The sequence below is a fragment of the Bowmanella denitrificans genome (assembly GCF_002887595.1).
Classification (GTDB): Bacteria; Pseudomonadota; Gammaproteobacteria; order Enterobacterales; family Alteromonadaceae; genus Bowmanella; species Bowmanella denitrificans.
Window position 1 is genome coordinate 1 of the sequence record NZ_PEBU01000001.1, and the last position, 23,010, is coordinate 23,010.

The following is a 23,010-nucleotide window of genomic DNA, read 5'->3' on the forward strand; positions in this document are numbered from 1 at the left end:
CAATTGGTTATGATTTTTGTTGATGATAAAAGATAAGCAAAGATACAATCAGTGTAAAAAAAAATGACAGTTGGGCGTGAGGCGTGAGGCGTGAGGCAAAGTGTTGACCTAGTGCTTTGATATATCAATATTTTTTTTATTTTTTGATAATAAAAGGTTCCGTCACACTTCAGCATTGTTGGGCTGAAGCCCAACCCACAGTGGGTCGGACTTTAGTCCTGACAAACGCCAGCGCGATAACTGCCACCCATTACATAATAACAGCCCATTCATTGCTGTTTTTTCTAACAGAATTGAGTTTAATTAGCCTGGGTAACTCCTGATTTATGCACACACAACACTTCTACGATCCATTGCGGGATAAAGACCCCGGTCAGGGCCAAGCTTACCCAAATTCCTACTGGGCCAGTCAGGTTGAGCCTGTTCCTTTGCATCCCCAGGGAGGCGATCAGAATACAGATGTGGCAATTATCGGCGCCGGATATACCGGGCTTTCCTGCGCCTGGCATCTGGCCAAACAGCATGACATAAAAGCCACCGTATTGGATGCCAATCAGATTGGCTGGGGCTGCAGCGGTCGTAATGGTGGCTTTGTGCTCAATGGCACGGGCAGGCTGTCGTTCAGCCAGATGGAACAAAAGTGGGGCGAACGCACAGCGAAAGCCATTTATGCCGAGTACCGCCAGGGTATCGATACCGTTCAGAGTCTGATTGAACAAGGCAACATTGCCTGTGATCAGAGTCATGGCGGTTACCTGAAAATTGCCCATAAAGCCCATGCCGTAGAGCAGTTGCAACAGCAGGCGGAATTATTGTCCGCCAGGTATCAGGACCCGGTGCGCTTTATTCCGGCCCAGCAATTACAGGCGGAATTTTTACACAGCCCACAGGCCCATGGCGCGTTGCACTTTCCTTATAGCTTTGCCGTGCAACCACTGAAGCTGGCGCTGGGTTATGCCAGGCTTGCTGAGCAAGCCGGTGCGCAGGTATTAACGGGGTCACCAGTGCAGGGGATTGCACGGGACAACGGTAAACTGTTGCTGACTACCCCCAATGGCACATTACGCGCCAATAAACTGGTGATTGCCACCAATGGGTATACCGCAAACCGCTTCTTTACAGCCGTTGATGGGCGACATTTTCCGGTATTGTCCAGTATCATCGTGACCGAACCACTGAGTGATGCACAGTTGGCTGCCAGTGGCCTGAAAAGCGGCCTGATGGCCATGGATACCCGCACTCTGAAATACTACTATCGTTTGCTGCCGGATAACCGCATATTGTTTGGCGGGCGGGGCGCGATTCAGGGCAAGCATGCCAATCACCCGGTGTACCAGGCTCGATTGCTAAACGCACTCACCGACACCCTACCTGCACTAAGTGGCATCAAAGTGGCGTATTTCTGGAGTGGCTGGGTCAGTGTATCGCTGGATGATTATCCGCGTATTTGTCAGGCCGATGATCAGGGGCAGGTATTTTATGCTATGGGTTATTGCGGCTCCGGGCTGTCTTTTGCCAGTCAGGCTGGTAAGCGTTTGGCCCAGCGGGTGGCAGGCGACACAAGCTTGCCAGACTTACCCTTTATGCAATCACCACTGCCGCATTTTCCATTAGCCGCCTGCCGACGGCTGGGATTATGGGCCTTTTACCATCTGGGTCGCCTGCGGGATTCCATTTAGCCAACTTAGCTTCAGTTAAGCCGCCCTTTGCATCAGTTGCCTGTGCAGGGCGTAGACAGCGGTTTTTTTCACCCCCTAGACTCTTTTTCGTTCACCTTCGGTTTTAAGGAAAAAGAGACATGCAATTTAAACTTAGTAGTAGGACACTGATGGCGCTGGCTGCCGGTACACTGCTTAGCGCCTGTATGAGCACCAACCCGACCATGGGCGGCTCCAGCGGCAATACGGTCACCGGGGCTGCCGGTGGTGCCAATGCCGCAGGTAACAACAGTCAACTGGAAAGCTGTGACGAAACGCTGGGTACCTTATCGGTTTTTGAAGACACAAACCTGACCTGGTGGCAGGATTACCGCCGTCGTTATCCTGATTTGGGCAGTACCATTCCGGTGATTCGCCTGATGATCCAGCAGTCCAACTGCTTTGTGATAGTGGAACGTGGTCGCGCCATGGACGCCATGACCCGTGAGCGGGAACTGATGCAGGCCGGTCAGTTGCGCGGCGCCAGCAATATCGGCGGCGGACAAATGGTAGCCGCCGATTATACCCTGAGCCCGGAAATCCACTTTTCTGCCCAGGGCACCGAAGGAATGAAAGCCATTGGCGGGGCCTTGCTCGGCTCATTTGGCGCCATTCTGGGCGGTGGCTTAAGTAAAAATGAAGCATCCACCACCCTGCTGATGATTGACAACCGCTCCGGTGTGCAGGTCTCTGCCTCCATAGGCAATGCCGGGAATTACGATTTTAATCTGCTGGGCGGCTTTATTGGCGGCGGCCTGGGCGGTGGCGCATCCGGCTTTACCAATACCCCGGAAGGTAAAATTATCACCGCAGCCTTTGCAGATTCTTATAACCAAATGGTCAAATCCCTGCGTAACTACCGTGCCCAGCAAGTCAAAGGCGGCCTGGGTAAAGGTGGGCGCCTGCAGGTTGGGGGTGACGATGATGCCACGCCACAAGCCACCAACAGTGCCAGCCTGCCATCCAAAACTCAGGTGACGCCGGCTGTGTATGTGGAAAGCCGCTCTGTGACCACAGTGCGTAAAGACCGCAACTACGAATTCGATGTGGATGAGTTTGATGAAGATGCATTGAAAGATTACTACCGTCATCTGAAAAATGCCGCCACCTGGGCGTCTGGATTATCGGCCTACACCACAGCCAATATTAACGATCAGACCCGCAACAGCGTGGTAGCCGCCATGAACATTTTCTCCAGTCAGTTGCAGTCGAGCAAAATTGAACTGGAATCCTGGCCCGCCTCCGCCAAGCAGCAAGCCTGGAACTCATTGGGCAGTAAGATAGAGCAATACAACAAGCTATTTGAACAACACCGGGATCTGGCGTTGAAAAATGATGCATTGGGTGATGCGGTCAGATCCATGCTGGGTTCAATCCAGTTAATTACCAAAGAATCGCTACTGGGCATTTAAGTCGTTATACCCAAAATGCAATGCTGCGCCGTTGCAGCATTGCCCAAACTAGTCATTATCGACTGAGACCCTGACTGGCCGTCGCGCAATGCGGCGTAAAAAGCAGATTAAACGCCTTACTCACCAGCAAAATCATCAGGCTCAACTTCGGGCCTGGTGATGCTTTTCCATGCTTTTCCACGGCCCGGCCCCAGCCAAGATGGACAAACAAACACCACCGGTCTATGATGCTGACCGAAATTTTCGCATGGTTTCAAGGAGATAGAATGATGTCCATTAAATTAATTGGTGGCAGGAAACTGATAAACGCCAGCCTGGCGCTGGTTCTGGCCGGTCTGCTTGGCGGCTGTATGAGTACCAATCCCACCCTGGGCGGTTCCAGTGGTAACACGGTCACTGGTGGCGCCGGTGGTGCCAATGCCGAAGGCAATAACAACGCATTGGAGAGATGTGATGCCCCTCTGGGCACTATGTCAGTCTTCGAAGACCAGAACGAAGCCTGGTGGTACACCTATCGTAATCATTACCCTAACCTGGGCAGTACCTTGCCGGTATTGCGCACTATGATTCAACAATCCAACTGCTTTGTGATTGTAGAACGCGGCAGAACCATGTCAGCCATGACGGCAGAGCGCGAACTGATGAACTCGGGCGAATTACGCGACGGCAGCAATTTTGGCAAAGGTCAGTTAGTGGCAGCCGACTACACTATGCAACCCTCAATCCAGTTTTCGGAAAAAACCGGTGGTATGGGTGGCCTCATCGGCGGATGGGTAGGTGCGGTTGCCGGTGGTGCCAGAAGTAACGAGGCCGCCACTACCCTGTTATTAATCGATAATCGCTCGGGGGTACAGGTATCCTCTTCCGTGGGCAACGCCAAAAATTGGGACTTTAGCCTGTTTGGCGGTGCCTGGTTTGGTATGTTCGCCGGTGCAGGTGGCTTCTCAGACACCCCGGAAGGCAAGGTCATCACCGCAGCATTCGCCGATTCGTATAACCATATGGTTAAATCGTTGCGTAATTATAAAGCGCAGAATGTGGAAGGCGGCTTGGGCAAAGGCGGTAAACTGACCGTTAACTGACGTTCCATCTATCTGATTTTAAGGCCCTGATTCAGGGCCTTTTTTATACCTGTAGCTGTCCCAGTGCAGTTACAGAGGCATAGCCAGAAAACTACCGCGATTCTGGCGGGTTACGGCGCGCATCAGAGTGCTGAATTTAGCGTTGCGGCTGTTGGTCAGAAAGCCTACTGCATGCACACGGGCCAGACGTTTACCACTATTCTTGTCGGTATTTAAGCGGTTCAGGGTTTCTATCACGGCGTCATAAGAGCCGCCGGTATAATCGTCACCAAAAATATAAATGGCCAGTTTGTCGGTTTTCCTGGCATAAGTACTGAGGGCCACTTCCAGGCCTTCCACCGGGCTGCTGTTGGAATTGCTGTTCCAGCCAGACATTGCTGAGAGCATAGCTTTGCGGCTGGATGGGGTATCAGGACGCCAGCCACCAGCACTGGCGCTAAGCAGATAATCACCCATATCATTCATAATCTGAAAGCCTCTGACCTTAGGGTGGCTGCTGAGAATATTATCCATTTCCTGCATCACCCGCCCCCAGATGGACTTCATACTGCCAGAGGTGTCGACAATAAAAATCACATACTCACTGTCTACCGGGATTCCCCCCACCTCTTCATCACGCTCTTTGGCGTCACCACTGCTTGTTGCCGCCCGTTGCCTGGACTCAAGCACCGATTGCAGCCCCTGTGCGGTAGAGGCCAGTTGCTGCACCTTGTCCTTGGCGGCACTGAGTTCGGCTTCCAGTTGCTTGCGGCGCTCTTCAAGGCTCGCTTGCTGTTGACGGGCTTGTTGCAGGGCGGCCTGGGACTCACTTACCTGCTGGTTTAAGCGGCTAACGGCGCCCTCAGCCTGACCTAACTGACTGACCAGTTGGCTGAGCACCGACAGATCAAAATACTCCCCTTCCTGACCATTTTTTGCCAGCAATACCAACATGATAATGGCGCCAAACGCGCAGGAAATAATGTCCAGAAAAGACAGGGTAAAGATTTCCAGTAATGGCCGTCTCGGTCTCATGGCCAGCCCTCCGCCGGACTTAACAGCATACCGCCGTTGTTGGATGTCCAGTTCCAGTAGGCCTGGGCGGCATCAGGGTCGCCTTCCAGCGGCATCAGCACCACATTCACACTGACATTCTGAAAGGCCGCCTGGCGCACTGAGTGGCCGAACAGAATTAACCGGCAATTACCGTCTATGGTGCTGCCACCACTATACAGCGAGGGGCATTGACGGAGTTTTTTAAGCTGCGCGTCCTGCACTCCCAGGGTGGGTAAGCCATCGGTAATAATATACAAGTGGTCCATGGCCGGATTCGCCTGCTTGATGGCCATGAGCGCCGCCTGCAGGTTAGTGCCCTGCTCTGGCACCAATTGATCGATTTGCTGAGCCAGTTGTCCCAGCGCCTTAGCGTCGTTTGCCGCCAACTGCGCACTGGGTCCAAGTTGGTTTGGCTGCTGATTAAAAGCAAACAGGGTCACCTTGGCTTCGGCTGGTAGCCGGGCCAGCAACCACTTGGCGGCGCGCTTGCTGCGTTGCCATTTTGGCGCAGTTTGCCGCTCGGCGTTGCTGCTCACTTTGTAACGTAGAATATCGATCAGCTTCTCATCGGCCATGGAGGCACTGTTATCCAGCAAAATACCAATCTGTCGCCCTTCTACTTTAAGGCCAAGCAGGTAGCGTTCTTCACCTTTACCCTTGAGAGCTAGCGGATCATCAGCCTGTTTAGGCGCTGCCGCTGCCACGGCCTTTTCCAGATTGGCCAGCACGGCGCTTTTATCTGCGGCGGCCTGCTGAGTTTGACGAGCCTGCTCACTCAGCGCATCTATCTGCATCTGCGCGCTATCGGCTGCACGCTGTGTGTCAGTTAATTGCTGATTGTTATTGTCCAACAATCTGGTCAGTTGCTCAGCCAGGGCCTGCTGCTGGGCAATCTCCGTCTGTAAACGCGTTTCTTCGTCACTGGGTGTGGAGGTGGTGGCATTGAATTTAACCAACATAAAAATCAGGATCACCGCTCCCAGTCCACAGGCCATCACATCCAAAAAAGCCAGGTTAAAACCTGCTGCGTCTCGGCGTTTCAGCACGGCTTAGCCTCAGGCATGCAAGTGTTTAAGCAGATATTTTTCACAGTGCGCCTGGGTTTCCACCACCATGGCATCCTGCAGATGCTGCAGCCAATGCAGCAGCAACATTAAGAAAATACTGATAAACAGCGCCACCAGAGTGGAGTTGAAAGCCACCCCAAGGCTATCCACCATGCCGGCAATGTTACCGGCCAATGCTTCATCGGCCTGCGCCAGTGCCTGACCAATGCCGCGCACCGTGCCAATAAAGCCGATGGAGGGAATGGCCCATATCAGGTAACGAATCATGGAATTACCCGACTCCAGCCTGACCGCCAGTGATTCAACACTGGCCTGAATAGCATCAGAGGCATTCTGTACATCCTGGGTATGCAAATAACGACGGATACAGATGATCCAGGTTTGCAACAGGGGCTGCTCACTGTATTGACTCTGCTCCAACTCATTCAAGGCTTTGGGCAGGTCAAGTTCCCCCTGTTCTGCCTGACCGGCAAGAAAGTCCAGGCGGAACAGCGGCTGGGCCTGAGTCAGTGCCCAGGCCTTAGCCAGAATCAGGTAACTGCACCACAGCATGGCAATGATACAAACCTGCTGTTCGGCATCTTTGATAATCACAAAAAAGCCGCGCGAGGCTGCCGCCCCCCCTGCTGTCAGGGCATTCTCGGCAATAGGGGACACGACAGTGGCATAGAACATCTGCACCACAATAATGCTCAGGGCTAATACCAACAAAGACCAAAGAAAAGGACGACTCAGCAATTTAGTAGTGGATTGCATATCAGATATCTACCGGAAAAGTGGTGGGAGAATCCAGACCAATGGCCTGACCTGCAGCATACAGGGTAACGCCCAGACTGAGCAGGGCGGTAACCAATATCAGTAGTTGCTTTATTCGTTTCATGGTTCATTCCCCACATAGCGCACAATCCGAAAGCCGACAAAAGGGGCGCTGCTATTTAACGGCTCACGCCAGGCGCTACGCAGTTCGGTTAACCGGCCGCTTTGGTAGTTCGCCCCCTTATAAACATGGGCTGAACCGCTTGATGCACCAAAAGGGTCCACTTGCAATGTTCCATCTGGTGGTTGATTGCTATACCAGTCATGCACCCATTCGCTGACGTTGCCCGCCAGGTCGAATAACCCCGCTCTGTCTCTGGCATATTGGCCGACCGGGGCCTTGCCCGCCATCTTGTCCTGGTAGTCCTTCAGATAGAAGGTCTGGCTGCCTTTAAGGCTCTCATCAGCAAAATTGCCAGCGTCCTTGGGAATCCGCTCATTATCCCCCCACACAAACTGGGTTTCGGTAGCGCGCTGCGCTTTTTTCGCCAGCCATTCCCATTCCGCTTCAGTAGGCAGCCGGTAACCATGGCTTGTTGGGTCAAACCCCAGATAACGCCCTCTGTCCAATTGATAGAAGGGCAGCAGGCCTTCCTGCTCACTCAGCCAATTGCAGAACGCCGCAGCTTCTAACCAACTGACATCGGACACCGGTAAGTTGCTTTGCAGGGATTTACCCGTGGCAGCGGCAAACTGCGCTTCGGTGATTTCATGGCGGCTGACATAAAAGGCTTTACTTAAACTAACCTGACGCTGAAATTCATTGCGACGCCGTCCTTTTTCATTATCCGCTGAGCCCATCAATACCTGGCCAGGTTGCATCAACGCCAGCTCTATGCCAAGTTGGCTGGCCACTGTAGGTTTGCCCTCCTTGCGCCTGGCCTGGTACTCGGTGAGCATCTGCACATCCACCTGGGTCACCGACTGACTGGAGGGCTTAATACTGTGGCGCTGGGTGCGGTATCCGGGCCGGGTCAGCTCGAGCTGATAACTTAGGGCAGGTAATTGCTGCTGCCAGGGCGTCAACCCCATGTCTTTGCCATCCAGATACACCCTGGCCTCGGGGCTGGCCTTCACCACGACCTTACCTTTTTCGGGCTTCAGTTGAATGGCAAGATCCTGCTGTTCACCAGGTTTAAGGCGGATTTGTTGGCTATGACTAAAATACCCCGGTTTTTGGTACAGCAGCTGGTGCGATTGGTTAGCGGCTAAAGACAGCGGGCCCTGGGTAGCCACCTGCTTACCACCAATCAGAAGTTGCCCTCCTTCTGGCTGCAGATTCAAATTAAGCGTGGCTTGCAGCGGTTTTAGCAGGTACTTGCGCACCTCCTTAGGCCTTGCGCTGGTCAATGCAACTTCGTCTTCCAGGCTTTGATAACCTGGCAATGTCAGCTTGACCTGATACTTGCCTCCCTGGCGGCGCAATGTTTGTGGAGTAGGCCCCAATACTTCGCCATTCAGGGTTAACCCGGCGTGCTCCGGCACGGATTGGATCAGCAGTTCACCGCTGATTTCGCTGAGGGTCCAGTTCAGTTCAGCGCGTTTATTGCTGACAATCTCAAGGGACTGCTGTAACGGCTGATGATAAGGGCTATCCACGCGCAGCGCATAGTGCCCTGGCTTAAGCTGCTGTTGCCAATCCGGGCCTAGGTGCACCAGTTCTTCATCCAGATACCAGGCTGTCTCGCTGTCACCATTACTGACCGCTGCACTTAAGGTACCGGGACTGGGCTCCAATATCACAGATAACAGCTTGGGGCTGGCAGTATCCACTTGAATGATTCTGGGCTCAAAATCCCTGGCTTTAGCCTGAAAAGACAGCTGTGTGGATAATACGTAGAGTTTGTCTGCCACAAAAAAGCCCCAGCCGTTTTGCACCTCAAACTGCTGGCTGGCCTGCGCCTGCTCGGGTGACACCACCACAGCATGGCCCCTGACCAGCAGTGACCATATCAGCACCAGACCGATAATCACGACAACCAACGCGCCACTTAGCAACATCCACAGGGCATAACTGCGCTTTTGTTGTTTTACCTTTAAATCAAATTCGTTCATCACACACCAATATCAAGGTGACAGCCTGCCCACCGGGTTGCAAATGCACCGGTAATCTTTTGTCTCTATATCCCTCACGACTCCCCAGTAGCACATAGTCCCCCGGCGGTAATTGCAGGGTGCGTTCGCTAACTTGGCCGACTTGGCCCACGCCGACCACCTGAATCTGAGTCTTGCCATCGGATTGCAGATTCAGACTTACCGCCTGACTGTTATCAGTTAAGGCCTGCTCAAGGCTTTGCATCTGCATGGTCAGGTTGAAGCTGTATTGGCCAAGTGTCTGGTATTCCACAAGCGTCTGCCTGGCTGCATCTGCAATGCCGCTGTCCTGCAGTCGTTGCGGGTCGGCCATAAATTGCTTGAGTCGGCTACTGGCCTTGTTTATCTGCCCGGCCAGTTGATGATTTTGCAAAAGCTGTTGGTGGTTGGGAAAACGCTTAAGCCCTGCGCTGGTTAAAACTGCCACCTGCTGCCAGTTATCCGCCACTGTGGCGGCCTGTATTTGCTCAAGCAATTGAGTTAAGCCCTGACTTTGCGACGTTGCCTGTATCTGGGTGGCCAACACCTTGGTTTCGGGGCGCTGCGAATCCAGCTTACGTGCTTGCTCCAGCTTGGTTGTCGCCCCTTGCAGGTCATTTTGCCTGAGTAAATCAAAGCCCTGTTCAATCAGATTGCTAAACTGCAGATCCCGCCATCTGGTTTTTACATCTGACAGCAGCTTATCCAGTTCATGCCGGGCCGGGTCCAAAGACTTGGCCTGTTCCAACAAAGCAACCTGTTTGCCCAGATCATTTTCTGCCTCGGCTATCTGCGCATCCTTGAGCAACTGTTCCACCTGTGCAAACACATCCAAACGTTGTTGCAAAGCCTCGGCCTGCGCCCCATGCGACTGTATGTGTCCGCCCTGATTAAGCAATAACTGACTTTGACGAATACGGCCCTCAGCAAAGGCTAGCTGCGCTTCTGTCAGTTTCTGTTGATAAGCGGCATGCCATTGTTGTTGTAATGCCAGGGCTGCATCGCTGATCTTAGCCAAACGCGACAGCGCAGACACCGAGTCGCCAGCCGCAAAATCAGCCAGCGCCTGCTGTTTGTCAGCCTGCAGTGATGCCACTTGTGCTTTTTGCCAGTTGATCAACTGCGGCTGCTGCAGCACAGGGTCAATGTCCTGTTCAAATACCAGCAAGGCTTGCTTAAAGGCCTGCCGGGCTTGCTCCTGAACCTGTGGATCAACGTTTTGTTGCGCAACGGTCTCAGGTACAGGAGGGCTTTGCAGCCCGCGGATTAAAAACAGTGCCAACAGCAACAGCACCACAATCAATCCGGCTATCAGCAGGGCTTTTTTGCGGCCAAGGCTGGATGCCTGTCGGCTTTGCCGAATTTGTTCGTCTAGCATAAATCACAGCTGCCGGTCAGGGGTTTGCTCCATCTGATAAATTTTGTGCAGATGTGCCTGCCATTGCTGGTATTGCTCCTGGGCAGTCCCCTGTAACTCAACATTCTCGTCATTTAACTTGATGACCTGCGGACTCATTTCGATATCCAAAGAAGCCCCCATTTCATCAATGGCCGCCTTGTGCACTCTGGCTTCAGCGCTTTTATCCAAACTGTTTTTAATCAGCAGCGCACCGCCGATACCCACCCCGGCGGTGAGGATTTGTGACGAAGTGGAATCTGCATCGGAATTGGCGATCGCCGCGCCCACCAGGACTGCGCCCAGAATCCCCTGCACCACGGCAGCGTTTCTGGCTTCTCTGGCCGCAGCCACTTCTGGTAAGGTTTCTTTTTGCCAGCTGTGATAACTTTCGTCGGTTTTGGCGTTAAAGCCCTCATACTGACTTTGCAAGCGGTCAAAAAACAGTTGGTCCTGAACCCGCAGCGGTGCCATTCTGGCCAGCATAGGGTCGGACTCATCTGGCAGCCGTTTCAGCTCCACTACACCACGCCGGTTGGTATCCAGGTAACCTGCGAATGCTTCCGGCGCATAACTTTGCGCAAAACGGATTGCCGCAATTTTCTTCAACTCCTGTTTGCGTTGCTCCGAGCGCTTCAAAAGTTGTAAGTACACATAGTCGGCTATTTCACGGAAAACCGGCTCGTAAGAGTCTTTGCCTTCATTCAGCTTATCCCGGTAAAAACCTTTACTTACTCTGTGTTTAAATACTTCCTCGTCCCATTTCTGGCCGGAAATATCCACCAGCTCAATCTTGATTTTCACATCTTCGCTGTTGGACTCCTGGATTCGCCCTATAACATAAAGATCGGCTGTCATTTGTGGATTGGGGACCACAGTCACCGCCCCAAACGCACCGGTATTTTCCAGTGCGCGTTTGGTCTGCACGGCAAAGCGATTAGCTTCAGAACGGCGCAACTGGGGCCAGATCCCCTCTTCCTCAAGTTTGGCATCGTCTGCGGGGATACCGGGATCGAAAACCGGCACAGCTACATCAAGGAAGATATTGGAGTCATATCGATAGGCACGCTTCTTATCACCTAAGGGCTGATTAGCTTGTGGTCCAACCCCAGGCCCCACAGCCACAGAAGAGCGTCCGGTAGACTGGCACCCTGACAGCAACAGGCAAACAAACAGCCCGGCCATACCCAGCCAGCGACCTGGCGTAATGCCGTAATTTTTACTATTTACCGCAACCATAATTCTTGTAAATCTCCAGCAATTTCTGCTTTTTCTCTTGATCCTGCTCCTGACTCATAGCCTCCCAAACCTGTTTACACAGAATGGAATCATTGTCCTTGGGAGCGATGGCCTGTTCTTTCGCCTTGTCCGGCTTTTTGCCAGGTTTGACCTGAGGCAACGGCTTAGGTTCGGTTTGCGCCTGCTGTACTTGTTGCTGCGCCCCGTCACTACTATGTTGCCCCTGCGAGACCGTATCCCCTGCATTGCCACCGCCACTTTGCCCTTGTGCCTCAGCCAGGGTCTGCATTTGCTTACGCATACAGCTTTCGTAGCGGTCGATTGACTCATATAACGCATGGTCCATTTGTTTGAGTCGTTCGTCTTTGGTCAGCAGTGCGTCGCCAACCTCGTCAATACGGGTTTGCGTACAATCATAAATAATATCAGCCTGCGGTGGATCCGCCGCCCAGGCTAACATGGCCGGTAACAGCAAGATCATCAGCACTCTGGCCATGGCTTTACTCCACATTTACACCTTCCCATTGCGCTATATCTGCGAATTGAAAACAAGGGGATATTTGTAAAATTTAGTATAGGTCAGAGCGGCAGGTAGGCTGTTGCATCCTTGCCATTAGCGGATATGACATGGTGGATAGCGAATACAGGTATGTTTTGGGTACACCGCGATACCAGGCAAAAAAGGCGCCTATGGCGCCTTCGATGGTTATTGCAGGGTAATCCTGGCGAACTTTCGTTTACCCACCTGATATACGGTGGTGCCCGGCTCGCTCAGCACCAATCGGCCGTCTTCCAGCTTTTCACCATCCAGCTTAACCGCCCCTTGTTTGATCATACGCAGAGCTTCTGACGTAGACCCCACCAATTCCGCGTCTTTGAGCAAATTAGCAATAGGCAGACCTTCTGTTGGCAGGCTAATTGTCAATTCGGGCATCTCATCCGGCAGGGCATTTTTTGAAAAGCGCTGAATAAAATCCTGATGGGCGGCCTCGGCGGCGGCCTGATCATGGAAACGTTCAATAATTTCCTTGGCCAGCAGTATCTTCAGATCACGCGGATTCGCGCCATCGGCTACTTGCTGTTTAAGCCCGGCAATCTCATCCAGGGGGCGGAAACTAAGCAAGTCATAGTAGCGCCACATCAGTTCGTCAGAAATAGACATAATCTTGCCAAACATTTCTGTCGGACTGTCGGTGATACCAATGTAGTTGCCCAGCGATTTGGACATCTTTTGCACGCCGTCCAGACCTTCCAGCAATGGCATCATCAAGACGGTTTGCTGACGCATGCCTTCGTCTTTCTGTAACTCACGGCCCATCAGCAGATTGAAGCGCTGATCGGTTCCGCCCAGTTCCATATCTGACTCCAAGGCTACCGAATCCCAGCCCTGTACAAGAGGGTAGAGGAATTCATGGATGGCAATGGGTTGTCCACCAGCATAACGCTTCTTGAAGTCGTCCCTTTCCAGCATACGTGCCACGGTCTGGCGCGCTGCCAGTTTTATCATGCCGGCCGCGCCCAGCTCATTCATCCACTCGGAATTAAAGCGAATTTTGGTTTTGGCCGGATCGAGGATCTTAAACACCTGCTCTTTATAGGTCTCGGCATTGGCCAGCACATCTTCGCGGGACAAGGGCTTACGCGTGACGTTTTTGCCGGTGGGGTCACCAATCATGCCGGTAAAATCCCCAATCAAAAAGGTGATTTCATGGCCCAACTGCTGCAAGGTACGCAACTTATTAATTAATACTGTATGGCCCAGGTGCAGGTCGGGGGCCGTTGGATCAAACCCAGCCTTGATCTTAAGCGATTTGCCTTCCTTGAGTTTCTCGACCAATTCATCTTCCAGCAGGATTTCCTCGCTGCCGCGCTTAATCTCTGCGAAGGCGGTTTGCCAATCTGTCATTAACTTGCTTCTCTTCAGTCCGGGACACAAAATAGCTGGCCATTTTAGCCCCGGCTCCCAAGCAATAAAAGGCACAGGAGTAGAAATTCTCGCCAGAAGCAGATATTCTGCGCTGAAGCGTCGGCCGTTTGGAACCCTTTTACTGCTTTAGGGTCTGAATGTCGTTGTAGCAAGTTTTAGTAAGTAAGAGGTTGTAGTAGGTGGTAAAACAAACCATAAAACAACTGCCAAAACCCCATAAGCTGATGATTACCGGATTAGGCCTGCTGGCCGTTCTGGCATTTCTGCTTCCGTCCGAACCGGCCACGGCCTCACGTCAGACAGAAGAACTGGAGTTAGGCAAGCGTTATCCGCTGCAGTTGGATGTACTTGAACAAACTATTACGCAAGTCAGTGAACCCGGTTTGCAGTGGCGCAAGTTTCAGGTAGAACGTGGCGACAATCTGGCCAAAATATTTTCCCGCGCCGGTCTCAGTCCTCAGGATACTTACAAGGTCAGCCGAGCTGGCGAGCCAGCCAAGCATCTGCTGAAAATGATGCCTGGTGATACGTTACGCCTGGCGATGGACGAACAGGGCCAGTTTCAGGCCCTTAGCTACAATATATCTGCCACTGAAACCCTGCATATTCAGCAAGACGAGCAAGGCCAGTTACAAAGCGACGTGGAAAACAAACAGGTAGATGTGCGCCTGGGCTATGCCAGCGGTACTATCAAGTCCAGTTTCTGGAATGCTGGCATGGCAGCTGGCATGTCTGAAGCCCAGATAATGAGTCTGGCCAATATTTTTGGCTGGGACATCGATTTTGCCCTGGAGCTGCGTGAAGGCGACAACTTCAACCTGGTGTTTGAAGAGGAATATATTGACGGCGAGTTTATCGGCCACGGCAAAATTCTGGCCGCAGAATTCGTCAATCAGGGCGATGTGTATCAGGCTATCCGTTATAGCGATGGCAATTATTACACCCCTGAAGGCCGCAGCATGCGTAAGAGCTTCTTGCGCGCACCGGTAAACTTTAAGTACATCAGCTCCAATTTTAACCCTAAACGCTTCCACCCTATTCAGAAACGGGTGAAACCCCATAACGGTATAGACTATCGCGCCAACACCGGTACCCCGGTGGTCGCTGCCGGTGACGGCAAAGTTATTGCTTCCACCTATAACAAATATAACGGCAACTATGTGTTTATTCAGCATGGTGAAAAGTACGTCACCAAGTACCTGCACTTTTCCAAGCGTGCGGTGAAAAAAGGCCAAAACGTTAAGCAAGGCCAAGTGATTGGCTATGTTGGCTCTACCGGAATGTCACAAGCGCCACACTTACATTACGAATTTTTGGTTGACGGTGTGCACCGTAACCCCCGTACAGTGACACTGCCCAAAGCCGAGCCCATAGCGGCCAAAGACAAGGCAGAATTTCTGGCCCTGGCTGAGCAGTATATGACCCATCTGGATAACAACCGCCGCATTATGCTGGCGATGCGCTGAACGGTCAGTACCCATGCGCCCCCTGGACAATACGGATTTACAGATACTGGCGATGCTGTTCAAGGATGCACGGCTGACCAACAAGGAACTGGCCAGCCGGGTTGGCCTGGCTCCGTCTTCCTGCCTGGAGCGGGTCAAACGCCTGCAAACCGACAAGGTAATTCAGGGCTGCAGCCTGAGTCTGGATATGAACGCCCTGGGTGGCCATATTCAGGCCATGATTGCGGTGCGCTTGTCGAATCATAACCGTGAAACTGTAGATGCCTTTATGGCCGACCTACTCCCTATGCCAGAGGTGTTAAGTCTGTACCATATGGGCGGAGAAAATGACTTTCTGGTGCATGTCACGGTTGCCGATACCCTGCATCTGCGGGATTTTGTCTTTAACGCCGTCACCGCCAGAGCCGAGGTCAACCATGTAGAAACCGCCCTGGTGTATGATTTTCGCCAAAGTCAAACGTTACCCCGATTTTAACCTTGGCGGCTAGACTCGCGATTAAGCCCAAACAACTGACGACTTAATCCTGCCGACCTTCATAAGGTCAATAACGACAATTTTTCCAGACAACCAATCCAGCCAGCCTGGTGGTCGTCAGCCATTTCCTGGTCGGCAAACCCGCTATGTGTGAGCGTCAGCTCAGAGGTGTGCTGATTGATTTCGGCGAAGTCCAGGCTGACAGTTGTCACCAGGTCGCTGTCCTGCCATTGCCAGCTAAATACCAACTTCTGATTTTCCACGATGTCCAGATATTCTCCCATCACCACATGCTGATTGAAGTCGCTATCCTGCATCACCAAACGAAACTTTCCGCCTTTCTGAAAGCTGGACATGATCTGCGCCACCAGCATATCGCCAGGCGCCCACCACTGCTGCATCAGCTCGGTTTTATGCCAGGCATCAAACAAACGGGGCAAAGGGGCGTCAAACTTAACACTAAGGGTGAACTGATACATGGACGTTCCAAATACAAACTGCGATGTCCTATCATCGGCAGGAGGGGCGTTATCTGCAATATTTTTTACAGGGAGACCTCGCAAAGAGGCAATCACGCAAAAAGCGCAAAGTGAAATCTGCACGGCGTCGGGAGCAAGATTTAAAACAGGTGGTTAACGCACAGGGCATTTAACCACCCAAAGGACAACAGACCACGGGAGAGCCTGGACATCGGTTTTGTTCGTTATGCCAACATATCTGACATACTTGGGCCTGAGGTATAGTGCTGCTGGGCACAAGTCATCGCCACGTCTTTGTAAAGCGCATCAATGTCCTGGGCTGACATAAATTTATCGCTGAATCCCGGCCGTACCGGGTCAATATGCAGTCTGGCACTTTGAATAAACTGTGCGATTAACTCCTTCACGTTGTCTGTCCCCATGGCAACCCGCATCGTGGTCAGGAAAATACCTGCCGCATGCTGATCGGCCTCGGCCAGCTCAGAATGCGAGGTCAGGGCCGGACACAGAATAATGGTATTGTTCTGGCCAATGGAAACCTGATGGCTGAAAGCCGGCTCCAGTGAATCAAAGAAACGCACAAAGGTCTGGCGTTCCAGACCGGCACTTTGCATATCCACGGTAAACAACGCACATGGCCAGCCATGGCGCATCAGGCTTCGACGCAGTGGTGCATTAGGATGGTCGTCCAGTACGTGGCTGTTAACCCGAAAATCGGCGTGAGATGCCAGAAAGCGACAGAATACCTGGGTATTGATCACTTTGTTCAACATCCGCTGCTCAAGGGTTTTCATGCCGTTTAGCACATCGAAGGCTTTCTCTGAATCAAGAAACGCCCCTTTAATATAAAACACATCCCAGAACAGGGTTTGTGACCAGTCTACGCCGTTGACCTTATCGCCCTTAGCCTGGAACATGCGGTGGTTTTCACCTATCACCACACCAGCCGTGGTGGCACCACTACCGCAGATATCTTTGGTATAGCTATGCACCAGATAGTCCGGGCGTTCCCGCTTGTCTTCCCGTTGCAATGGCTGGCTTAGCACCGGCGTAGCCAGGGTGGCATCCAGCATCACCAGATGCCCACCAGCATGAGCCTGACGACAAATGGCCGGTACATCAAGCACGTAACCATGCGGATTACAGGGTGATTCCAGATACACATGTAACTGGCGTCCGTCGGCCAGTCGGCTGGCGTGCCGTTCTTTCACCTGGGTTAAAAAATCACCAAATTGTTCGGCGCTGTAGCCATCAAACCACTCCAGTTGAATGTCGAGCCGATCAGAACGGGCAAAATAGTCATGTAACAACTGGAATACACCGCCATAGATGTTGCGTGACACCACCAGTACATCGCCATGTCGCAATACATTGGACAGCATGCCGTCAATGGCGGCCATGCCGGAGTTGAAGTTCCAGGCCAGGTATTCCGCGGCATAAGGCCCGGCTTCCAGATCCACTATGGCATTGGCCAGAGAGATAGCAGTGGGGTTCAATAAACGCGAATAAATCTGGTGAGTTGCCTCTTTGCCCTGAAAGGCGTCATCCACCCATTCGGTGCAGGCATAAACATAGGTCGCGGTGCGCACCACCACGGGAGTGGCAGAGAATAACGCGGTAACATTATCGAACAGCGGATAATGGTTTCTGGCCAGTTGCGAGCCCTGCTGACGATGTAAACTCTGATGCACCGCTCTGAATGGGTTTTGCAAGGTATCCAGCACCTTGGCCATCTGAAACGACAGAAATTTTTTGGCATTAAAGCGGGCAATTTTGTCTTCGCGACTCAATCCGTCCAGGGTGTCTCGGGTCACCTGCCACAGCCGGGCAATATCACCCTGGGTTTGGTAGAGATGCAGCGCGGCCTGGTAGAGGGCTTGACCATAGTCCGACGCAGCATCAATACCAAAGTGCTGAAGTTGTTCCTGAGCCAGTGCTTCGACACTCTGTGCCTGGCTGGTATTGCGCTGTGGCGACAGCACCTTAGCCTGGGATAGATTAGATTCCATAGCAAAGCCTTAACATAATTTAAACAAACCCAGATTAAGCAAAACTATATTCGCTTTCAATGTATATTTTCCGAATATTAGTCAACACCCTAACACTAATCTGAACAGCTTGAATTACAGTGGCTGGCCCCCACAATGCAGACAGGCAATTGACAATAAGGAACAAGCGGTGAACTGGCGGACTGCAAGTATTGAAGGAATCTGGGAAGCACCGGCCTATGGCCGGTTAATGCATATACAACCGCAGCAAGTGTGTTTTTATGATGTCGTTGGCAACCATCTGCTGACCCGGCCAGACCTGCAACTAAGCAGGCTGGGCTGGGAACAGCAGCACTGGCAACAGGATGGTTTGGGCAGGCTGCGGCGTATCGATGATTTTCTGGGCGTTAATTACCGCTATGAAATCTACAACCGCGCCACGAATCAACAGGCCTGGCAGAAACTCAGGCTGTTGCCTGGCCGGGAGCAAGCTGGCTATCTTTTCCAGGGCGGGTTGGAACTGAGATTATTTTGGCAAAGCTTTGCCCTCTATTACATTGCCTTTGAGCGGCGCGGGGTAACCTGGCCTGAATTGCCTCAACACCTGGCGGATATTCAACATCCGGCGCAATTGCTGGAACAATGTGCTCAGCTTATTGCCCCGGTGCGCGATGCCCACATCCAACTCAGTCTGGATGATTACCCAGCCCGTGATTTTGTAGCACGCCCAACCATTTGGGACAGCTTCTTACAGCAGGCTCAGCAAGCCGGAATTAAAGCGCATGAAGCGCAGTGGGATCATGTGTTTGCACAAACCGACACATTGCTAAAGATCAAGCTCAGTTATGCCCCCGAAGGGCAATTCTGCCAGGCGGGCAATGGCAATCTGCATTGGTTTATCAGCAAAGAAAACATTGGGGTTGTCATTATCGACGCCATGGAAGACTTCAGCGGCGAGGAGCTCGATGATGAATCTGCGCAAATCCGCGCAGATATGCAGGCACTGGACACGGCCTTACAGCAGATTGTCAGCGACCTGCAGCACTGCCGGGGCATTGTGCTTGATCTGCGCAGTAATCCTGGCGGTTACGATCAGCATAGTCAGCTAATCGCTAAACGCTTTTTGGCCTCACCAACATCGGTCTATAAAAAGCAGGCAGGTCTTGGCGCCTTGCAAACAGAAACCGAGTGCTACCAGCTACCCCCCGCCAGTGGACTGACTTTACCGCGTATGCCACTGCTGGTACTGCAAAGCGCTTCTACCATGAGTGCCGCCGAGCTGCTGATACTGATGCTGAAGGCGCGGGGCAATGTGATTCTGGCAGGTGAAACCAGTCAGGGGGTGCTATCTGACGTGCTGGAAAAACGCCTGCCTTGTGGACTGGAATATGGGATCTCCAACGAACGCTACCTGAGCATGCAGGATGCGTGGTTTGAGGCAACAGGTATTGATGTTGAGCAGCGGATTGATTATGCCCAACCGGCACATTTACGTGCCGGTGTGGACCCGGGGCTTGAACAGGCGATTGCCCTGCTTCAACACGGCTAGCCTATTGGTGCTGATTACTCTCGCGGATCGGTGGCCTGCACTTCGGCCTTGTTGTTATGCTCGGCATGAAAGGCACGCAGGGCCGGGTAGGCCTGCAGGCTGTGCAGCTCGCGAAACAGCGCCCAATCCAGCATGCTGTAAAGGCAAATCTCCGGGTAACCCCAATCCCCGAATTGCCCGGAGGTTAGCTGCGCTTCCAACGCCTGCAGGACGGTTTCAATGCGCTCCTGCTGCAAACGGAATATCAGCTTTTGCGGGTCCGCTTCCACTTGGGAGCGCTGCGTCAGCAGCTTATGCACCAGTGCATCATTGACCGAATCAATCAGAGTTAACTGGTTTTCCTGCGCCCAGCTTAACGAGCCCAGTGCAAACTTTTCCGTGAGATAACGAAATATCACTCTGGAATCAAAAATAATCTGCCCCCCATCGTCCAGCATCGGGATTTTCAGGGTGGGGTTTAACTCGCGTAACACCTGCCGATCCGGTCCTTCAAAGATCTGCATATTGATATATTCATGGGCCTTATCAGCCAGCAAAATACGTATACGACGAACAAAAGGAGAAGTGGTTGAGCCATAAAGCTTAAGCATAGTGGAACTCCATTTAGCGTGGTTTAACGAGTCTGGCCTGCCGATAGCCAGCCTGGTCAGCAAAATACCCCGCGACCTCACCTGATGCAACCAACTGCCGGAAACCTTTTTCAAAGGTTTTGCGTAACAAATGGCCGCGGCTGGTATTTTGAAACACCACAAACAGTGGCAGCGCCTCCTTGATTTCGCGCATAACCAGATGCTGCTTCTCTTCGTCTTTGAGGTTGTAGCTGTAATCCACCAGTAAATCGACCCGCTGGTTCTGTAACAGCTTCAGGCAATCAGGCATGCTGCTGGCTTCGTACACTTCAATATTGCCGGGTAACCAATTGGCAAACTCGTAGCCGAGCACGTAACAAGCTTTGCCTGCCTGACCACCACTAATATAGCGGTCAAGGGCGTCATCACTGTGGGCAATGGCCATAACCGGGAATTCATAATCAATATGCACATTGGAGCGTAGCCCATTGTCGGGTACTTCAAAATCATAAGCGCCGACTAAAATGTCGGCGCGCCCCTCGGCAAACTCCTGTTTAGCGCGCTTCCAGTTGGATTGGCGGATTTGTACCTGCAATCCGCTTTGTGCCAGCGCCGATAACAGGATACGCCAATAGGTGCCTTCAGGGGTGTCGGTAAAGCCCCTCCAGTTGGCCGACACCGCAGATATGCGGCTGCCAAGCTCTGCGCGTAAATCCGTTTGCAGCGGAGGGATATGATATTTCTGCCGCAGCTGCCAGACTTCGCCGGTTAACTCCATTTCCTGTAGTTTGTTGGCTAGCTTCACAGCCAGGTCAGCATGTTTGTGGTGCAGGTAATGATAAATAGTGGCACTGTCCAGCGGATACTGAATCCAGTGCGGTGAGCTACGGTAGAATCCCGGAGGCACGATAAGCTCGGTCAGCACCGCCGCTTCAACCCGCTTGAGGGTGAGCATGTCCAAAACCGATTCGGTATCCCCCAGTTTAATAATCTGATGGGTGGATGGCTGGCGGCTGAAGTAGTCCTGCTGAAATTGAAAGCCACGCAAGGTCACCAGAGTGTCTACATCGGATAAGGCGCACAGACCACATCGACGCCTGTCAGCCAGCAACACCAGGTTAAAATCGTAGAGCGGGAAAGGAACCTGCAGCAAATTGGGATAGGCTTTGGCGATAGTCTGACCACGGTCACGTAAACCGTCTAAGCGCCCTTCCTCGGCCTCAAGAAAGCTTCGCCCCAGTGGCATATTTTGCAGATCGAGGCGATAACCCAGGGATGCATAGGCATTACCCAGCAATTCGCCGACAAACAGACTGTAGGGACTGTCAGGCTGAATCGGACTGTCCATGCGCAGTGGTATCAGCGCGTCCTCTGCGAACAAAGGCTTGCACAATGCCACCCAGGCGTAAAACAGCAGAGGGAGTCCGGTGCGCTTTTTCAAACAGACACAAAGCCAGCAGAGTATGATTAATTTACATACTAGCCCGATTTGAAAAGGTTATTCAAATAGACAATCAGCTTAGACAGAACAGCCCGTCTGCCAGGACGGGCGCACAAGCAATCAGATACTGAAACTGGAGCCGCAACCACAGGTTGTGGTGGCATTGGGGTTGTTGACCAGAAAACGGCTGCCATCCAGCCCTTCACTGTAGTCAACCGTGCCGCCCAGCAGATATTGCAGACTCATCGGGTCTACCACCAGGGTGACACTGTCTTTGTCGATGGTCATATCGCCGTCGTTGACTTTCTCGTCGAAGGTGAAGCCGTACTGGAAACCCGAGCAGCCACCGCCGGTCACAAACACCCGCAATTTCAGGTTCGGATTTTCTTCTTCTTCAATCAGTGCCTTGACCTTGCGGGCCGCCGCATCTGAAAACTCCACCGGATAGGCTGACTCAACAGACATTATTTACCTCAACTAGACGCCGGACTGGCGAGGGCACATTATCTTATACCCGAGTAAATCAATCAACTATTCGCTTCAACAGCTTCGGAAACAAACAATAACCACTCAAAGCTGCGCTTCAACTCGCCCTTTTTGGGCTTACTAAGATTGCAATCCACTTCCATACGCTGGGGAATAAACCCCTCAGGCAACTTAAACAAGCCTTCCAGCACTTCAAAATAGCGGAAGCGAAAGCCCAGGGCTTCAATATCGTCTTCCATCAGGCCGGTAAGTGTGAGCTTGGCCGGGTGACCATCCTGACTGCCGTATATCAATACCTGCGCCTGGCCCTGTACTAAATCTTTACGCTTGTCCTTTTGCATCAACACCAGGGCGAAGCGGAAGTAGCCAGGGCTGTTAGTGGCCTCAATGTCCAGAGAGTCCACCACAACCCCCTGCTCCTGGGTTTCCGGCGCCATAATTTTCTGATAGAAGGACAATTCGCGGCGGATCTCCGCCTGTTTTTGCAGATTCTGCGTCAGGTTACCCTGCATTTGCTGATTGGCCAGCCGTTCCACTTCAAGCTCAACACCGAGGATATTCAGGCTCTTGGTAAGCTGATTATTTTCTTTTGTCACCCTGGCCAGGCTTTGTTCCAGGCCAGCAATCTGGCGTGCCTGATAATCATACTGGTGATTACCCCAACGTATGCCCAGATAAGCCACCAGAGCCAATAAAGCCATGATCACCAGATAAAAGCGCATTGCGCCAATTTTGCTTTTAAGTTGTTTAGGAGACAGCAACGGCCACCTCCAAATTGACTAAAGTGTCTGTCATATCAGGGTTTTCTTCCTT

Annotated in this window: 21 protein-coding genes; 6 read left to right on the forward strand and 15 right to left on the reverse strand. The window is 52.3% G+C overall.

What is annotated here, in order from left to right:
- Window positions 1–326 precede the first annotated feature (326 nt).
- The 3 genes from CSR04_RS00005 to CSR04_RS00015 all read left to right on the forward strand — a co-directional run bounded on the left by CSR04_RS00005 (window position 327) and on the right by CSR04_RS00015 (window position 4,191).
- Complete coding sequence (locus CSR04_RS00005; RefSeq protein ID WP_102794190.1) at window positions 327–1,679, forward strand: NAD(P)/FAD-dependent oxidoreductase; 1,353 nt, start codon at window positions 327–329, stop codon at window positions 1,677–1,679.
- Between the two features lie 119 nt (window positions 1,680–1,798).
- Window positions 1,799–3,109, forward strand: a complete 1,311-nt coding sequence (locus CSR04_RS25090; RefSeq protein ID WP_216362477.1) for a CsgG/HfaB family protein — start codon at window positions 1,799–1,801, stop codon at window positions 3,107–3,109.
- Between the two features lie 266 nt (window positions 3,110–3,375).
- Window positions 3,376–4,191 carry a CsgG/HfaB family protein gene (locus CSR04_RS00015; RefSeq protein ID WP_216362478.1) on the forward strand — a complete coding sequence of 272 codons (816 nt, stop codon included), beginning with the start codon at window positions 3,376–3,378 and terminating at the stop codon, window positions 4,189–4,191.
- A 69-nt stretch (window positions 4,192–4,260) separates the two neighbouring features.
- Here the strand turns inward: CSR04_RS00015 and CSR04_RS00020 are convergent, their stop codons facing one another.
- The 9 genes from CSR04_RS00020 to tyrS all read right to left on the reverse strand — a co-directional run bounded on the left by CSR04_RS00020 (window position 4,261) and on the right by tyrS (window position 13,723).
- Window positions 4,261–5,205, reverse strand: coding sequence for a hypothetical protein (locus tag CSR04_RS00020; protein ID WP_102794191.1), 945 nt, complete (start codon window positions 5,203–5,205; stop codon window positions 4,261–4,263).
- A complete protein-coding gene (locus tag CSR04_RS00025) occupies window positions 5,202–6,272 on the reverse strand; it encodes a VWA domain-containing protein (protein ID WP_102794192.1) in 1,071 nt (356 codons plus the stop codon). The genes CSR04_RS00020 and CSR04_RS00025 overlap by 4 nt, the downstream gene beginning before the upstream one ends.
- Before the next feature lie 9 nt (window positions 6,273–6,281).
- On the reverse strand, window positions 6,282–7,049 hold the full coding sequence (locus tag CSR04_RS00030; RefSeq protein WP_102794193.1) for a MotA/TolQ/ExbB proton channel family protein: 768 nt from the start codon (window positions 7,047–7,049) through the stop codon (window positions 6,282–6,284).
- Window position 7,050: 1 nt separating this feature from the next.
- Complete coding sequence (locus CSR04_RS25325; protein ID WP_281259774.1) at window positions 7,051–7,173, reverse strand: hypothetical protein; 123 nt, start codon at window positions 7,171–7,173, stop codon at window positions 7,051–7,053.
- Window positions 7,170–9,164, reverse strand: coding sequence for an SUMF1/EgtB/PvdO family nonheme iron enzyme (locus CSR04_RS00035; protein ID WP_102794194.1), 1,995 nt, complete (start codon window positions 9,162–9,164; stop codon window positions 7,170–7,172). The genes CSR04_RS25325 and CSR04_RS00035 overlap by 4 nt, the downstream gene beginning before the upstream one ends.
- On the reverse strand, window positions 9,151–10,560 hold the full coding sequence (locus tag CSR04_RS00040; protein ID WP_102794195.1) for a hypothetical protein: 1,410 nt from the start codon (window positions 10,558–10,560) through the stop codon (window positions 9,151–9,153). The genes CSR04_RS00035 and CSR04_RS00040 overlap by 14 nt, the downstream gene beginning before the upstream one ends.
- 3 nt (window positions 10,561–10,563) lie before the next feature.
- A complete protein-coding gene (locus CSR04_RS00045; protein ID WP_102794196.1) occupies window positions 10,564–11,817 on the reverse strand; it encodes a hypothetical protein in 1,254 nt (417 codons plus the stop codon).
- Window positions 11,801–12,328 (reverse strand): hypothetical protein, encoded by a 528-nt coding sequence (locus CSR04_RS00050; protein WP_102794197.1) that lies wholly within the window; start codon window positions 12,326–12,328, stop codon window positions 11,801–11,803. The genes CSR04_RS00045 and CSR04_RS00050 overlap by 17 nt, the downstream gene beginning before the upstream one ends.
- A gap of 195 nt (window positions 12,329–12,523) precedes the next feature.
- The gene (gene tyrS / locus CSR04_RS00055) at window positions 12,524–13,723 is read right to left on the reverse strand and encodes a tyrosine--tRNA ligase (RefSeq protein WP_102794198.1); all 1,200 of its coding nucleotides are present in this window, start codon (window positions 13,721–13,723) and stop codon (window positions 12,524–12,526) included.
- A gap of 200 nt (window positions 13,724–13,923) precedes the next feature.
- On the opposite strand from tyrS, the gene CSR04_RS00060 reads away from it, so the two are divergent.
- Window positions 13,924–15,210 carry a peptidoglycan DD-metalloendopeptidase family protein gene (locus CSR04_RS00060; RefSeq protein ID WP_102794199.1) on the forward strand — a complete coding sequence of 429 codons (1,287 nt, stop codon included), beginning with the start codon at window positions 13,924–13,926 and terminating at the stop codon, window positions 15,208–15,210.
- Window positions 15,211–15,223: 13 nt separating this feature from the next.
- The gene (locus CSR04_RS00065) at window positions 15,224–15,685 is read left to right on the forward strand and encodes an Lrp/AsnC family transcriptional regulator (protein WP_102794200.1); all 462 of its coding nucleotides are present in this window, start codon (window positions 15,224–15,226) and stop codon (window positions 15,683–15,685) included.
- A gap of 59 nt (window positions 15,686–15,744) precedes the next feature.
- On the opposite strand, the gene CSR04_RS00070 is transcribed toward CSR04_RS00065, so the two are convergent.
- Together CSR04_RS00070 and CSR04_RS00075 are read right to left on the reverse strand one after the other, a co-directional pair.
- Window positions 15,745–16,164: an SRPBCC family protein gene (locus CSR04_RS00070; protein ID WP_102794201.1), complete on the reverse strand. Its 420-nt coding sequence runs from the start codon at window positions 16,162–16,164 to the stop codon at window positions 15,745–15,747.
- A 224-nt stretch (window positions 16,165–16,388) separates the two neighbouring features.
- On the reverse strand, window positions 16,389–18,173 hold the full coding sequence (locus CSR04_RS00075) for a PLP-dependent transferase (RefSeq protein WP_102794202.1): 1,785 nt from the start codon (window positions 18,171–18,173) through the stop codon (window positions 16,389–16,391).
- A 169-nt stretch (window positions 18,174–18,342) separates the two neighbouring features.
- Here CSR04_RS00075 and CSR04_RS00080 point away from each other — a divergent pair, with 169 nt between their 5' ends.
- Window positions 18,343–19,701 (forward strand): S41 family peptidase, encoded by a 1,359-nt coding sequence (locus tag CSR04_RS00080; RefSeq protein ID WP_102794203.1) that lies wholly within the window; start codon window positions 18,343–18,345, stop codon window positions 19,699–19,701.
- Between the two features lie 14 nt (window positions 19,702–19,715).
- On the opposite strand, the gene CSR04_RS00085 is transcribed toward CSR04_RS00080, so the two are convergent.
- The 4 genes from CSR04_RS00085 to CSR04_RS00100 form a co-directional block, all read right to left on the reverse strand.
- Window positions 19,716–20,291, reverse strand: coding sequence for a glutathione S-transferase family protein (locus CSR04_RS00085; protein WP_102794204.1), 576 nt, complete (start codon window positions 20,289–20,291; stop codon window positions 19,716–19,718).
- Between the two features lie 13 nt (window positions 20,292–20,304).
- A complete protein-coding gene (locus tag CSR04_RS00090) occupies window positions 20,305–21,711 on the reverse strand; it encodes a type 2 periplasmic-binding domain-containing protein (RefSeq protein ID WP_102794205.1) in 1,407 nt (468 codons plus the stop codon).
- A 120-nt stretch (window positions 21,712–21,831) separates the two neighbouring features.
- Complete coding sequence (gene erpA / locus CSR04_RS00095) at window positions 21,832–22,176, reverse strand: iron-sulfur cluster insertion protein ErpA (protein WP_102794206.1); 345 nt, start codon at window positions 22,174–22,176, stop codon at window positions 21,832–21,834.
- A gap of 62 nt (window positions 22,177–22,238) precedes the next feature.
- Window positions 22,239–22,958: a DUF6776 family protein gene (locus CSR04_RS00100; protein WP_102794207.1), complete on the reverse strand. Its 720-nt coding sequence runs from the start codon at window positions 22,956–22,958 to the stop codon at window positions 22,239–22,241.
- Window positions 22,959–23,010: the final 52 nt, after the last annotated feature.